Source organism: Lactobacillus isalae (genome assembly GCF_947539375.1).
Classification (GTDB): Bacteria; Bacillota; Bacilli; order Lactobacillales; family Lactobacillaceae; genus Lactobacillus; species Lactobacillus isalae.
Window position 1 is genome coordinate 1984915 of the sequence record NZ_OX443569.1, and the last position, 15516, is coordinate 2000430.

The 15516-nt window shown below is 35.9% G+C and carries 11 protein-coding genes; 10 read left to right on the top strand and 1 reads right to left on the bottom strand.

The annotated features are described in order from the left end of the window. Positions 1–145 precede the first annotated feature (145 nt). The 10 genes from QM512_RS09560 to QM512_RS09605 all read left to right on the top strand — a co-directional run bounded on the left by QM512_RS09560 (position 146) and on the right by QM512_RS09605 (position 14049). Entirely contained in the window at positions 146–1090 is a 945-nt protein-coding gene (locus QM512_RS09560; RefSeq protein WP_282805444.1) for a LacI family DNA-binding transcriptional regulator, read from the top strand. Positions 1091–1192: 102 nt separating this feature from the next. Next, entirely contained in the window at positions 1193–2857 is a 1665-nt protein-coding gene (locus QM512_RS09565; RefSeq protein ID WP_282805445.1) for a glycoside hydrolase family 13 protein, read from the top strand. 3 nt (positions 2858–2860) lie between these two features. Next, positions 2861–4585 carry a glycoside hydrolase family 13 protein gene (locus tag QM512_RS09570; RefSeq protein WP_282805446.1) on the top strand — a complete coding sequence of 575 codons (1725 nt, stop codon included), beginning with the start codon at positions 2861–2863 and terminating at the stop codon, positions 4583–4585. A 153-nt stretch (positions 4586–4738) separates the two neighbouring features. Then, entirely contained in the window at positions 4739–7009 is a 2271-nt protein-coding gene (locus tag QM512_RS09575; RefSeq protein WP_282806471.1) for a glycoside hydrolase family 65 protein, read from the top strand. Next, positions 6994–7656 carry a beta-phosphoglucomutase gene (pgmB, locus tag QM512_RS09580; protein ID WP_282805447.1) on the top strand — a complete coding sequence of 221 codons (663 nt, stop codon included), beginning with the start codon at positions 6994–6996 and terminating at the stop codon, positions 7654–7656. Before QM512_RS09575 ends, pgmB begins: the two co-directional genes overlap by 16 nt. 20 nt (positions 7657–7676) lie before the next feature. Further along, on the top strand, positions 7677–8780 hold the full coding sequence (locus QM512_RS09585; protein ID WP_282805448.1) for an ABC transporter ATP-binding protein: 1104 nt from the start codon (positions 7677–7679) through the stop codon (positions 8778–8780). Between the two features lie 111 nt (positions 8781–8891). Next, complete coding sequence (locus QM512_RS09590; RefSeq protein WP_282805449.1) at positions 8892–10109, top strand: extracellular solute-binding protein; 1218 nt, start codon at positions 8892–8894, stop codon at positions 10107–10109. A 36-nt stretch (positions 10110–10145) separates the two neighbouring features. Beyond that, the gene (locus QM512_RS09595; protein ID WP_282805450.1) at positions 10146–11501 is read left to right on the top strand and encodes a carbohydrate ABC transporter permease; all 1356 of its coding nucleotides are present in this window, start codon (positions 10146–10148) and stop codon (positions 11499–11501) included. Between the two features lie 2 nt (positions 11502–11503). Then, a complete protein-coding gene (locus QM512_RS09600) occupies positions 11504–12361 on the top strand; it encodes a sugar ABC transporter permease (RefSeq protein ID WP_003649522.1) in 858 nt (285 codons plus the stop codon). Positions 12362–12432: 71 nt separating this feature from the next. After that, positions 12433–14049 (top strand): glycoside hydrolase family 13 protein, encoded by a 1617-nt coding sequence (locus QM512_RS09605; RefSeq protein WP_282805451.1) that lies wholly within the window; start codon positions 12433–12435, stop codon positions 14047–14049. 45 nt (positions 14050–14094) lie between these two features. On the opposite strand, the gene QM512_RS09610 is transcribed toward QM512_RS09605, so the two are convergent. Next, positions 14095–15459, bottom strand: a complete 1365-nt coding sequence (locus QM512_RS09610; RefSeq protein WP_282805452.1) for an HD domain-containing protein — start codon at positions 15457–15459, stop codon at positions 14095–14097. Positions 15460–15516 lie beyond the last annotated feature (57 nt).

The window sequence follows — 15516 nt, forward strand, 5'->3', positions numbered from 1 at the left end:
ATTACTAAGCGATACCAACAGGTGTCGCTTTTTTGTCCATTAAAAGCTATATCTTTAATTTAAAAATCTTGCTAAGCGTTTACATTTTTAGAATGATTAGGTTAGTATTAAACTATATAGTTTTTAGAGAAGGAACTAAAATACGATGACTACTTTATCTGATGTAGCAAAAAAAGCTAGCGTATCTAAAATGACAGTCTCTCGTGTCATTAATCATCCACAACAGGTTACACCTGAATTAAGAAAAATTGTTGAAAAAGCGATGGAGCAGCTGAATTATCATCCTAATTCAATTGCTAGTGCACTAGCTCACCACCGTACAAATGTAGTTAAGCTAGTAATTTTAGAAGATATTGACACTACTGAACCTTACTATATGAATTTGCTTTTTGGAATTGCTAAAGGCCTAGGTAAGAAACACTATACATTGCAGCTTGCAACAGACAGTGATGTTAGTGGCGGGGATGGGTATATCATAACTGGAGGAAGAGCCAATGATGCAAAATGGCTAGATCAGTTGAAAAAGCCGTTTGTTTTATTTGGTGAAAATCGTTATGGCTATGATTTTATTGATACCGATAATAAGTTAGGTGAGCAAATAGCGACACAGTATGCTCTTGATAAAAATTATCAGTCGATTGTTTTTATTGGTATTGATGAAAAGGAGCCTTTTGAATATTCAAGAGAAGCAGGATATATTAATACTTTGCAGAAACACAATATGATTCCTAAAATATTTAGGATTCAAAATCATAGTAGCTTGGCTGAGGAATTAATCATTAGCCATTGGAAAAAATTTGCACCCAATACTTGTTTTATTTGCGCTAGTGACCGGATAGCAGTTGGAGTAGTACGAGCCATTCAAAGAAAAAATGGAAATATTTCACGAGATTTTGGCATTATTGGCTTTGATGGCGTTTTCTTAGACCAAGTGTCTAATCCCAAGATAACTACAATCAAGCAAAATTTGTTTAAATTAGGAGAACTCCTAGCAGACATGATCTTGCAGAAAATTAATCAGGGGGGCGCTCAACAGGGAGAGGTTCTTATTGAACCAGAGTTAATAAAAAGTGAATCTACCAGAAATTAGGAAGCTAATGTTAGCTTCCTTTTTTGATACCGGTAACATCCAAAACAATGTGTAAGCGCTTAAAAAGATTGCTTAAAATAAGACTTATGGAGGAAGTTTATTATGAGACATTGGTATGACCAAGCAATTATTTATCAAATTTATCCTAAGTCTTTTCAGGATTCTAACGGTGATGGTATTGGTGACCTAAATGGTATTAGAAAAAGAATACCGTATTTAAAAGAATTAGGTGTCAATGCCGTATGGCTAAATCCAATCTTTGTCTCCCCACAAGTCGATAATGGCTATGATGTTTCAAATTATTTTGCCATTGATCCAAAAATGGGAACAATGGAAGATATGGATAATTTAATTAAAGAAATGCATGCAGCTGGAATTCATGTAATCATGGATTTTGTTTTAAATCATACATCTGATCAGCATCCATGGTTTCAAGACGCAATTAAAAATCCCGATAGTATTTATCGTGACTATTATATTTTTGCTGGTAAAAATAATCAGAGACCAAATAATTGGGGAAGTTTTTTTGGTGGAAGTGTCTGGGAAAAAGATCCTGCTGGGACAGGCCAATTCTATTTCCATCTTTTTGATAAAAGAATGCCAGATTTGAACTGGAAGAACCCTGAAGTTAGACATGCAATGAGTGAAATTGCAAAATTCTGGCTTGAAAAAGGAATTGATGGTTTAAGGTTAGATGCGTTTATTCATATTGCTAAGGCTGATTTAAGACAAAATTACCCGGTTAATAGTAAAGATGAAGAGCCTGTAATTGCAGAACCATTTTTTGCTAACTTACCGCAGGTTCAAAAATGGATGCGACCATTCTGCGAAGAAATAAAACAAGATTATCCTGATGCATTGCTGCTAGGAGAAGCCGCAAGTGCAAATGTTAATTTAGCAGTTGACTATACAAATAAAGATAATCACTTGATGGACAGTGTGATCACGTTTAGATACTTCACAGAAGATCAAAGTAAAGTTGATCCTAGTTTTTCAGCTCAATACCAGCCAAAACCTCTAGACTTAGTCAAATTTAAGCAAAATCAGACGGTCTGGCAACAAACTTTGAGTCAAATTTCTAAGCCAACCCTATATTGGAATAATCATGATATGGCTAGAATAGCTACTAGAATTGCCACAAATGATACACAAGCCAAAAGCTTAGCCATGCTAATGTATTTACAAAATGGTATTCCAATTATTTATTATGGCGAAGAGCTGGGGATGAAAAATCTAGAATTTGAAGATGTAGCTCAGTTTGAAGATGAGACAGTCAAGAAATTTATTGAAAGTGCGAAAAAAGCTGGAAAGACTAAGCAAGAAGCTTTAGAGATGGCAAGTAAAACTCATAAACTTCCCGCTAGAGGGCCAATGCCATGGGATAATGAGAAAAATAACGGTTTTACGGATGGAGAGCCTTGGCTAAAAGGGAAGAAAATTGATAAGACGAATGCTGCCGATGAAATAGCGGACAGCAGTAGTATGTTTAATTTTTATAAGAAATTGATCAGTTTGAAGAAAGAAACCTTGTTTGAAGATGGAGGATATTACTTACTGCCAACTTCAAACGATAGCTACGTTTATGAGCGTAATTTAGAAGGGAAAAAAGCCTTAGTTGCTGTTTCTTTAAGTAAAAATCCGATTGAGCTTGAAGTAAGTGCTGACTTTAAGCAAGAGAGACTAGCAGCAGGCGATTATCAATTAAAGGACGGAAAATTAACATTAGCTCCATATGCTGGAGTAGTATTAGAAAAAATTGGAGAGTAAAATATGCAACTTGCAGCTTTAAAACATAGAACTGAAAGTGAAGATTGTTCTGTTATTGATCATTCTCATGTGAAGATTAGACTTCATACGGCTAAGGGAGACGTAAAAAAGGTTATTGTTCATTATATTGATAACTATTTACCACCAGTTGATGCGACAGCTCTTGAAATGAAAAAGGCTGGTAGTGGCCAGGTAAGTGATTATTGGACTGCAACTTTAACAGCTCCATATCACCGAATTAAGTATACTTTTGAAGTTATTGGTGAAGACGGAAGCCATGTTATTTTTGGTGACCGTAGTATTGAGAACTTTAGCGATGAAAAGCTTAAAGAAGACGGTTTGTACTTTAAAGTTCCGTATTTCCATGATATTGATAAAATTAAAACACCTGCTTGGTTAAAAGATATAGTTTGGTACCAAATCTTCCCAGAACGCTTTGCTAACGGCGATAAAAGTAATGATCCAGCTAACGCCAAAGCTTGGAATCCAGACGACCATCCAGGTAGAGAAGATTTTTATGGTGGGGACTTACAGGGGGTCTTGGACCACTTAGATGATTTACAAAAGTTAGGTGTTACTGGCCTATATTTCTGCCCAATTTTTAAGGCAAGTTCTAATCATAAATATGACACAATTGATTATCTACAAGTTGATCCAGCCTTTGGTGATAAAGACTTGTTTGCCAAGGTGGTTAATGAAGCACATAAGCGCGGAATGAAGGTAATGCTTGATGCTGTTTTCAACCATCTGGGCGATCAGTCAATGCAGTGGCAAGATGTAGTTAAAAACGGTGAAAAATCACGCTTTAAAGATTGGTTCCATATTAATTCATATCCAGTTGAGCCGTATCGAAATCCAAGCAAGGGAGAAGGTAACCCACCTTATGAGACATTTGCATTTGAAAAGCATATGCCAAAATTAAATACTGCTAACCCTGAGGTTCAAGACTTTTTATTAGAAATTGCAACTTATTGGGTAAAGTATTTTGATATTGATGCTTGGCGCTTAGATGTCGCAAATGAAGTTGACCACCATTTCTGGAAGAGATTTCATGATGAACTGGTAAAAATAAAACCAGATTTCTATATTGTTGGAGAAATATGGCATTCAGCTCGTCCATGGCTTCAAGGCGATCAATTTACAGGCGTGATGAATTATCCATATACGCTTCAAATTGAAGACCATTTCTTTAAGCATAAGTTGAATGCAAAGGAGTTAAGTGAACATTTAACTGATCAATTAATGATGTATCCAGATGTAGTAGATCAAGCCATGATGAATATGCTTGACTCACATGATACAGCTAGAATTTTGACTTTAGCAAAAGACAATCAAGACTTAGCGCTCCAGGCTGTAGCCTATGAATTTGTTCAACCTGGTATTCCATGTATTTACTATGGAACAGAAATGGGGATGAACGGAGATAATGATCCAGATTGTCGTAAGCCAATGGATTGGAGTAAACTTGGTGGACCTGTTTGGAAGAGAGTTCATGATCTAGTAAAATTTCGTCTGGATCACCGTGATACCTTAAATAAAGGAAATATTAAGTTAACGGTAACAGAAAATGGTCTCTTAAAAGTTGAACGAACAGGAAAAGAAACAGTAAACGCTTACTATAATACTAGTGACCATAATGTAAAAATTGATAAAAAAGCAGCACTTAGCCAAAATTATCAAAACGGGGTTTTGGCGCCAGATGGCTTTTTAATGGAAGTAAAACCTTAAATTTATGATAAGAAAGAGCAGCAATAAGAGGCTGCTTTTTTTCTTATAATTTTTTGATACCGGTAACATGAAATCAAACATTGTGAAGCGCTTTCAGTAAATAGATAATAGACTTGTAAACAAAAAACCTCACAGAAGTGATGGAGAATGATGATGAAGAGAATTTTTGAAGTTGATCCTTGGAAAGTAACAACGCATGAATTTTCTAAGGAAGATAAAAGATTACAAGAAAGTATTACCGCAATTGGTAATGATTATATGGGAATGAGAGGAAACTTTGAGGAAGGCTACTCTGGCGACGCTCTTCAAGGAACCTATTTAGCAGGTGTTTGGTTCCCAGATAAGACAGTTGTTGGTTGGTGGAAGAATGGATATCCAAAGTATTTTGGTAAAACACCAAATGCACCAAGCTTTATCGGAATTGGAATTACTGTTAATGGTGAAAAAATTGATCTAGCTAAAGTAAAATTTAGTGATTTTGAATTATCACTTGATATGCACCAAGGTCTTCTGTCAAGAAGTTTTGTTTATGAAGGTAAAGATGTCAAAGTTAAGTTTGAGTTTGAACGTTTTCTTCATATTGTTCAAAAAGAAGCAGCTTTAATTAAAGTTAAAGCTACCGTACTTGAAGGACATGCAAAGATTGACTTTGATTCAACTTTAGATGGAACAGTTGTGAATGAAGATAGTAATTATGATGAACGTTTTTGGATTCCACTTGGTGAAGACAAGGATGCAAGAACTATTCAAGTTAAAACTAAGCCAAATCCATACGAAGTTCCTCAATTTACTGTTTTGCTTAAACAAGCATTACGCCATAACGGTGAAGCACTTCAAGGCGAAGTAACAACTGACGAAGCTAAGTTAAGTGAAAAGCTTTCAGTTGAATTAGACGAGGGTCAAAGCTATGACCTTGAAAAAGACGTTATTGTTATAACAAGTCGCGATGTTGAAGAAAAAGATCAAGCCAGTGTTGCCGAAGACTTAATGAAAAAGCTTCAAGCTAAGAGCTTTGAAGAGAATTTAGCTGATCACACGGCTACTTGGAAAACGCGCTGGGAAACAAGTGATGTTGAAATTGACGGTGACGCAGCTGCTCAGCAAGGTATTCGCTTTAATATCATTCAATTGTTTATGACCTATTACGGCGAAGATGAAAGATTAAATGTCGGTCCAAAAGGCTTTACCGGTGAAAAATACGGAGGTGCTACTTACTGGGACACAGAAGCATTTATCGTTCCGATGTATTTAGCGATTACTAAGCCAAGCGTAACTAAGGCATTGCTTCAATATCGTCATAATCAATTGCCAGGAGCTTATCACAATGCTAAGGAGCAAGGCCTTCCAGGCGCATTGTTCCCAATGGTTACTTTCAATGGTATTGAATGTCACAACGAATGGGAAATCACTTTTGAAGAAATTCACAGAAATGCTGATATTCCACATGCAATTGCAATGTATACCGAATATACAGGCGATGATAGCTATGTTAAAAACGAAGGCATGGATGTCTTAGTTGGAACTGCAAGATTCTGGGCAGCTAGAGTTCATTGGTCTAAATGGCGTAATAAATATGTAATGCATGGTGTGACCGGACCGAATGAATATGAAAATAATGTTAACAATAACTGGTTCACTAGTACCATGGCAAGATGGCTTTTGAAATATACTTTAGAGCGTTTGCCTCTTGCAACTAAGCAAGCGCAAGAAAGAGTTCATGTCACTGAAGAAGAAAAAGAGAAGTGGCAAGACATTGTTGATAAGATTTACCTTCCAGAAGATAAAGATTTAGGTATTTTCTTACAACAAGATGATTTCCTTGATAAAGAGATTCGTCCAGTAAGTGAAATCGAAGATCAAAGACCAATTAATCAACACTGGTCATGGGATAAGATTTTAAGATCACCATTTATTAAGCAAGCTGATGTATTGCAAGGAATTTATTTCTTCCCAGAAAATTACACTAAGGAACAAAAAGAAAAGAATTTTGATTTCTACGAACCTTTAACTGTTCACGAAAGTTCATTATCTCCTTCAATTCACTCAGTTTTAGCTGCTGAATTGGGAAAGAAAGATAAGGCTGTTGAGCTTTATGAAAGAACTGCACGACTTGATTTAGATAATTACAACAACGATACAGTTGATGGTTTGCATATCACATCAATGAGTGGTTCATGGCTTGCAATTGTTCAAGGATTTGCAGGAATGCGTTATGATCACGATCAATTGAAATTTAAGACTTTTATTCCAGATAATTGGAATCACTATAGTTTCAAAATTAACTACCGTGGTCGGTTGATTGAAGTTTATGTAGATCATCAAGAAACCAAGATTTCATTACTCAAGGGTAAAGATCTTGAAATTCTAGTTAACGATCAGAAAGTCATGCTTAAAGAAGGTGAAACTGAATGCTTAAAGGCTTAATTTTTGACTTAGATGGTGTTTTAACTAACTCAGCTGTTTATCACTTAACTGCTTGGAATAATTTGGCCAATGAATTAGGAATTAGCTTAACGGATGAACAACTTGACAGCTTAAGGGGTATTTCAAGAATGGATTCATTAAATCTAATTTTGAAATATGGCGGTCAAGAGGATAAATATTCTGAAGCTGAAAAAGAAAAATTTGCAGCAGAAAAAAATACTAAATTTGTTGAACAAGTAGAAAAAATGACGCCAGCAGATATTTTGCCAGGTATTCCTCAGTTGCTTAGTGATGCAAAGAAACAAAACTTAAAAATGGTTATTGCTTCTGCCTCAAAAAATGCACCTAAGATTTTAACTAAATTAGGAATTATGGATGAATTTGATGGCATTGTTGATCCAGCGACTCTTCATCGTGGAAAGCCAGATCCAGAAATTTATGAAAAGGCACAAAAGTTGATTGGATTAAATGCGGATGAAGTAATTAGCTTTGAAGATGCTCAAGCAGGAGTCCAATCAATCAAGAGTGCTGGGCAATTTGCAGTAGGGATCGGAGATAAAGAAGTCTTAAAAGAGGCTGATTATATTGTTCCAACTACTAAAGAATTAAAACTTTCAGAAATTGAATCAGTTTTTAATAAAAAATAAGAGGGAAGTAGGGAAAGAGAATGGTTGAAGTAGATTTAAACCATATCTATAAAAAGTACGAAGGAAATGATAAATATTCAGTAAATGACTTTGATTTACATATCAAAGACAAGGAATTTATCGTTTTTGTTGGGCCATCTGGTTGTGGTAAGTCAACTACTTTAAGAATGGTTGCTGGTCTGGAAGATATTTCTAAGGGTACTTTAGAAATTGACCATAAAGTAATGAACGATGTGGCACCTAAAGATAGAAACATCGCCATGGTATTCCAGAACTATGCTTTATACCCTCATATGTCTATTTATGACAACATGGCCTTTGGTTTGAAACTTCGTCACTATAAGAAGGATGAAATCGATAAACGGGTTAAACATGCCGCTGATATCTTAGGTTTGTCTGAATACCTTGATAAAAAGCCATCTGAATTATCTGGTGGTCAAAGACAGCGTGTTGCCTTAGGACGTGCAATTGTGCGTGATGCACCAATCTTCTTGATGGACGAACCATTATCAAACCTGGATGCAAAGTTACGTGTCACAATGCGTGCCGAAATTGCTAAATTACACCAAAATTTAGGTACTACTACAATTTATGTTACTCACGATCAAACTGAAGCCATGACTTTAGCTGATCGAGTAGTTGTTATGTCTGTTGGTCAAGTTCAACAAATTGGTACGCCACTAGAAGTTTATAACAAGCCTGTAAATATGTTTGTTGCTGGTTTTATTGGTTCTCCTCAAATGAACTTCTTTAATGTTCACTTTAAGGGAAATCGAATTAGCGACGGCAAAGGTTTAGACATCGAAATTCCTGAAGGTAAGGCAAAGATGCTTAAGGAAAAGGGATATGAAGATAAGGACTTAGTATTTGGTATTCGTCCTGAAGATATCCACTCAGAGGAAGCCTTCCTTGAAACTTGGCCTAACCAAACAGTTAAATCAACAGTTGTTGTTTCAGAATTGCTTGGTTCAACTATTCAACTTTATCAAAAAGTTGATGGTACTGAATTTGTAGCCATTGTAAATGCTCGTGACTACCATACTCCAGGCGACAAGGTAGAAATGGGATTTGATGTAAACAAGGCTCACTTCTTTGATAAGGATACAACGAATGCAATTCGTTAACTTGCAGGAGAGGACGCTTCTGCAAATATTTAATTAAGCTTACAACGAGTGTGAAATTTGGTTCACGGTTGTAATAATGTATTTAGCCAGTCATGGCTAGGAGGAAATATCATGAAGTTATGGAAAAAATTAGCTTTAGGTAGTGTCGTAGCTCTATCAGCTATCTCATTAACTGCTTGTGGAAAGAGCTCTAACTCAAACGAATCAAAGAACTCAGATAAACAATTAACTCTTTGGGTTGATACAGCTCGTGTTAGTTGGTACAAGGGTGTTGTAAAGGATTTTGAAAAGGAACACCCTAACATTAAAGTTAAGGTTACTCAAAACCCTAATGGTTCTGCTAATGCTAAGACTGACGTTGGTAAGGACCCTTCAAAGGCTGCCGATGTATTTGGTGTCCCAAATGACCAATTAGGTCAAATGGCAGATTCAGGTTACATCAACCCACTTTCACCATCTGACACTAAAGAAATTAAGAAGAACTCAGTTCCAGAAGCTTACAAAGGTGTTGAATGGAAAGGCAAGCTTTATGCATATCCATACGCAGAACAAGCTCAAACTGTTTACTACGACAAATCTAAGCTTTCACCAGAAGATGTTAAATCCTGGAAGACCATGACTTCTAAAGGTGTAGTTGCAACTGACTTTACTAATGCTTATGTAATGTGGCCAGTAATGTTCTCAGCAGGCACTAAGTTATTTGGTGACAGCGGAGAAGACGTTAAGGGTTCAACCATGGACTCACAAAATGGTGTAAACGCAATGAAGTGGTACGCAGAACAAAAGAACAACAAAGGTGTTATGCAAACTTCTAATGCGCTTAACCAATTAAAGAAGGGTAACGCTAATGCTATCTTAGATGGTCCATGGAATGCCGCAAACATTAAGAAGATTTTAGGCAAGAACTTAGGTGTTGCTCCATATCCAACTATTGAAGTTGGTGGTAAGACTGCTCAAATGGAAGCTTTCTTAGGTATTGAATGTTTTGCAGTTAACTCACATACTTCTAACGCTAAGAATGCCGCAATTTTGGCTAAATACTTATCAAACAAGGAAAACCAATTAATTGTTCACAAGAATGCTGGTGAAATTCCTGTAAACAAGGCAGCTCAAAATACTGCAGAAGTTAAGAACGACCCAGTTGCTAAGGCCGTAATTCAAATGGCACAACCAGGCTACTCAGTTCTTCAACCAAAATTGCCACAAATGTCAATTTTCTGGAATGACTCAGCTCCATTAATCAGTGGTGCATATGACGGCAAGATTAAGCCATCACAATACAAGACTAAGCTTGCTAAATTACAAAAGAGTATTTCTAAGAAAGAATAATCTTGATAAATCACATAAGCAAAGGTTTGATTAATTATGTTTAAGAAAAAACATGCTACGCCTGCGGTTACCTTAAAGGAAACATGGAAAGATGGAGATACCGCAACAAAATTAACATTCTTCATCATGGGCTTAAATGCTATTAAGCATCGACAATGGCTAAAAGGATTTTCACTTTTATTTACTGAAATCGTATTTTTGATTTGGTTCTTCTTAAGTGGAATTCATTCAATTGCTGGTTTAAGTAATTTAGGTGCAATAAAGACAAAACGAGTTGTATTCGATAAAGCTCAAGGAGTATATGTTACTCAGCAACCAGATAATTCAGTTTTAATCTTATTATTTGGTATTTTAGCTTTGTTTATCGTTGCTGGATTTATTTACCTATACATCATTAATCTAAAATCTAATAAGCATACTTTCTTATTAGAAAAGAGACATGAACATATTCCAACTAACCGTGAAGAGATTGCATCTTTGTTTGACCAAAGATTACATGCAACCTTGATGACAATTCCAATTGTTTTAATTATTTTATTTACTGTTTTGCCAACTGTCTTTATGATTTCGATGGCTTTCACTAACTATGATCGTCAACACTCGATTGGTTTCTCATGGACAGGATTTCAAGCTTTTGGAAACGTGTTAAGTGGAGACTTAGCTGGTACTTTCTTCCCAGTTTTAGGTTGGACTTTGATTTGGGCAGTGGCAGCTACAGCTACTACTTTCTTCTTTGGAGTTTTGCTTGCACTTTTGATTGAATCGAAAGGAATCAAGCACAAAAACTTGTGGAGAACAATCTTTGTAATTGTTTATGCTGTACCACAGTTCGTTTCTCTATTAATGATGGCACAATTCCTTGACTACCAAGGTCCATTGAACACATTACTTATGAACTGGGGATGGATTAGCCACCCAATTCACTTCATTGATAATCAGGCTAGTCCACTTGTCGCAAGAATTACAGTTATTGTGGTTAACATGTGGATCGGTATCCCAGTTTCAATGTTAACTTCAACCGCTATTATTCAAAACTTACCACAAGACCAAATTGAAGCTGCACGTATTGACGGTGCAAGTCCAGTACAAATTTTTAACCACATTACATTTCCACAAATTCTCTTTGTAATGTCTCCAGCTTTGATTCAACAATTTATTGGTAACATCAACAACTTCAATGTTATCTACTTGTTAACTGGTGGTGCGCCAATGAACAATAACTACAACGGCGCTGGTTCTACTGACTTGTTAGTAACTTGGCTCTATAACTTAACATTTGGTCAAGAGCAACGCTACAATGCATCAGCTGTCTTGGGTATCTTGATCTTTATCATTAGTGCAACATTCTCACTAATTGCATATCGTCATACTAATGCGTACAAGGAGGGCTAAAAATGAAGTCTTATCATAATCAAAGAAAGATTGCATTAATCTTTAGATATGTTCTATTAGCCATCTTGGCCGTTTTATGGATCTTCCCAATTATCTGGATTATTCTAGCTAGTTTTTCATACAACAATACAGGATTCGTATCTACAATTTGGCCAGATAAGTTTACTTGGCAAAATTATATTGGTATCTTTACTAACTCACAATATCCATTTGTTAACTGGGTATTAAACACATTATTTGTAGCTGTTATTTCAGCAACATTATCAACTTTTGTTACGATTGCGGTTGCTTACGTATTATCAAGATTACGTTTCCGCTTCCGTAAGCCATTCTTGCAAATTGCTTTAGTATTAGGAATGTTCCCAGGCTTCATGTCGATGATTGCTTTGTACTACATCTTGAAAGCCTTGAACATGTTAAACCTCGGTGGTTTGATCTTAGTTTATGTTGGTGGTGCAGGACTTGGTTTCTACATTGCTAAAGGATTCTTTGACACAATGCCACGTGCGATTGATGAAGCTGCTGAAATTGATGGTGCAACTAAATGGCAAGTCTTCATTCATATTGGATTGCCACTTTCCAAGCCAATGATTGTTTATACTGCACTTACCTCATTTATGGCTCCATGGGTAGACTTCATTTTCTCAGGTATTATCCTCTCTACCTCAGGAAATCCGAAGACCTACACAGTTGCCTATGGTTTGTACAATATGGTCCACTCATCAAAAGGTATGATGGCTCAATTCTTTACTCAATTCATTGCCGGGTGTGTGGTAATCGCTATCCCAATTACAATCTTGTTCATTGTAATGCAGAAGTTCTATGTTAACGGAATTACAGCAGGTGCTGATAAGGGTTAATCAAATTAAAGTTTATGTGAAAAAGGTGTTCTGCAAAGTGCAGGACACTTTTTATTTGAAGGAGAAAAATTATGACACCATGGTGGAAAAAAGCAGTTGTTTATCAGGTTTATCCTAAGTCATTTCAAGATAGTAATGGGGATGGAATCGGAGATATTCCTGGAATTATTTCCAGACTTGGATATTTAGAAAAATTAGGAATTGATGCAATTTGGCTATCTCCAGTTTACTTATCTCCTGGAGTAGACAATGGCTATGATATTTCAGATTATCAAAAAATAAACCCACAATACGGAACGATGGAGGATATGGATAATCTGATTAAAGAAGCTAAAAAACACCATATACGTATAATTATGGACCTTGTCGTAAATCATACATCGGATCAACATCCCTGGTTTGTAGAAGCAAAAAAGAGTAAAGATAATCCCTACCGTGACTTTTATATTTGGCGCGATCCTGTAGATGGTCATGAACCGAATGATTTAAAGTCTGCTTTTTCAGGTTCAGCTTGGAAATTTGACGAAAAGACTGGGCAGTATTATTTGCACTTTTTTGCGGATCAACAACCAGACTTAAACTGGAAGAATCCAGAATTAAGAAATAAGATCTATGACATGATGAATTACTGGATTGCTAAAGGTATTGGCGGATTTAGAATGGATGTCATTGAACTAATCGGCAAAGATCCAGATCAAAAAATTCGTGAAAACGGACCAATGCTTCATCCATATTTGAAAGAAATGAATGAAAACACTTTTGCTGGGAAGAATTTAATGACAGTAGGAGAGACATGGAATGCAACGCCAAAAATTGCCGAAGAATATTCTGATCCTGCACGCCATGAGTTATCGATGGTCTTTCAGTTTGAAAATCAGGGTTTAGATCAAGAGCCAGGAAAAGAAAAGTGGGATTTAAGACCTCTTGATTTAGGAGAATTGAAAAAGGTTTTAATTAAGTGGCAGACAGAAATTGATTTTAATCATGCTTGGAATAGTCTTTTCTGGGAAAATCACGACATTCCTCGTGTAATTTCTCGTTGGGGAAATGACCGAGAGTATCGTGTTCAAAGCGCCAAGATGTTTGCAATAATTTTACACCTAATGCATGGAACGCCTTATATCTATAATGGCGAAGAAATTGGGATGACTAATTATCCTGTTAAATCTATTGATGAGGTCGAAGATATTGAAAGTATTAATATGTATCATGAAAGACTGGCTCGAGGTTATAAGAAAGATGACCTAATTAAGTCAATTAATGTTAAAGGCCGTGATAATGCAAGACGGCCAATGCAGTGGTCAGATAAGGCTAATGCTGGATTTACTAGCGGGAAACCTTGGCTAAAAGTTAATCCAAACTATCAAAAGATTAACGTGGAAGCAGCGTTAGCAGATCCTGATTCAATTTTCTATACTTATCAAAAATTAATTAAGCTTAGACATGAAAATTCTGTTGTGGTTGATGGAGATTTTGAGCTGGTTGAAAATACTAGTGATAGTGTTTTAGCATTTTGGCGTAAATTAGGAAGTGAAAAGTGGCTTATTGTTGCTAATCTATCTGGTGAAAAACAAAAATTTAACTTAGATAATAATTTTAAAGAAGTTTTGATTAGCAATTATGAAAAGCAACGTAGTCTAAAGAATATTATTCTGAAACCATACGAGGCTTTTGCGGTCAAGGCATAAATAAAAAAGTACATTGATTTTTACAGTCAATGTACTTTTTTATAGTTATTTCTTTTTATTTGGACGTCTTAAGTAGCGCAATGTATTGTTTCTAATATACTTCTGAAATTCTTGATAAATAGGATCAAAGATTTGTGGCTCATCAGTTTCTTTAACCATTACTTTAGGAAAGAAGAAACGTTCATCTCCTTGAAGAGTACCATTTAAGGATTTAACTAAAGGACTTAACTCGGATAGTTCGACTAAACTACCATCAGCCTGCATAATTTCGATAGGGCTATGAGCATTTTTACCAGTGGGCTTGTAAGCATCATATGGCTCATCAAATGCAGAATTAGTAGCAGTGTAGTAGTTAGGATCAAAACCTGCTTGTTTAATTAAATTCTTTAATTTTGGTAGTAAGCTCTTAGTATCTTCGTTAATTTTGACGCTTTCAAGCGGATGACGGTATAAATAGCGCCTTGAAAGATCTGATAGAATTTGATCACCAGAATTAGTCCATAATAAAAAGTTAGTTTCCATAACTCCATCGTCCAAATTTAGATAATCGTCAAGTGTCCAGTTTCCTTTAAGAAAGGCTTCAAGTTGAGGAGTGACTTGGAGTTTACCTTCTTCATATATGATCTGAGCTCTTTCAAGTAAGTGGTGCAAGATAACTTCCATTGAACGATTAACGCGGTGAAAGTAAACTTGTTGGTACATTTGGTAGCGACTAATAATATAGTCTTCGACGGCATGAATTCCCTTATCTGTAAAGCAAATTCCATCGCGGTAAGGGCGTATTACTTCTAAAATTCTAGTCAAATCAAAACTACCATAGGTTACACCAGTAAAGTAGGCGTCACGAAGTAAGTAATCCATTCTATCGGCATCTGCCTGACTAGAAATTAATTTCACCACTTGTGGATTAGAGTAGGTTTTTGCAATTACACTAGCTACTAATTCTGGAAAGTTAGGGCTGATCTGTCTTAAAGCTTGATTAACTTCAGTATTCTTATCGGTAATGATTTGTTGCCCCATCTTTTCATGGTTAGTACCGAAGAGGTGTTCAAAAGTATGAGAGTATGGACCATGGCCAATATCATGTAGTAAGGCTGCACATTCGGCTAAAAGTCGTTCATTAGGATCCCACAAGCCGTCTCCAGGTTCTTTACTTGCATATTTTTCTTCAAAAATATCGCAAATTCGGCGTGTTAATTCATATACCCCTAGATTATGCTCAAAGCGAGTATGAGTTGCACCTTGAAAAACATAGGAAGCGGGCCCTAACTGTTTAATTCGGCGTAAACGCTGAAATTCTTTTGAATTAATGATATCTAAAATGACTTTATCTTTTACATGAATATAGTTGTGGACAGGATCACGCAATACTTTTTCATGATCCAGCTTTTTGCTTTGAAATTTTTCCATTTTTCTTATACTATTTTCTCGGATAATAAAATAATCTGTTAACTTTTAATTAACTTG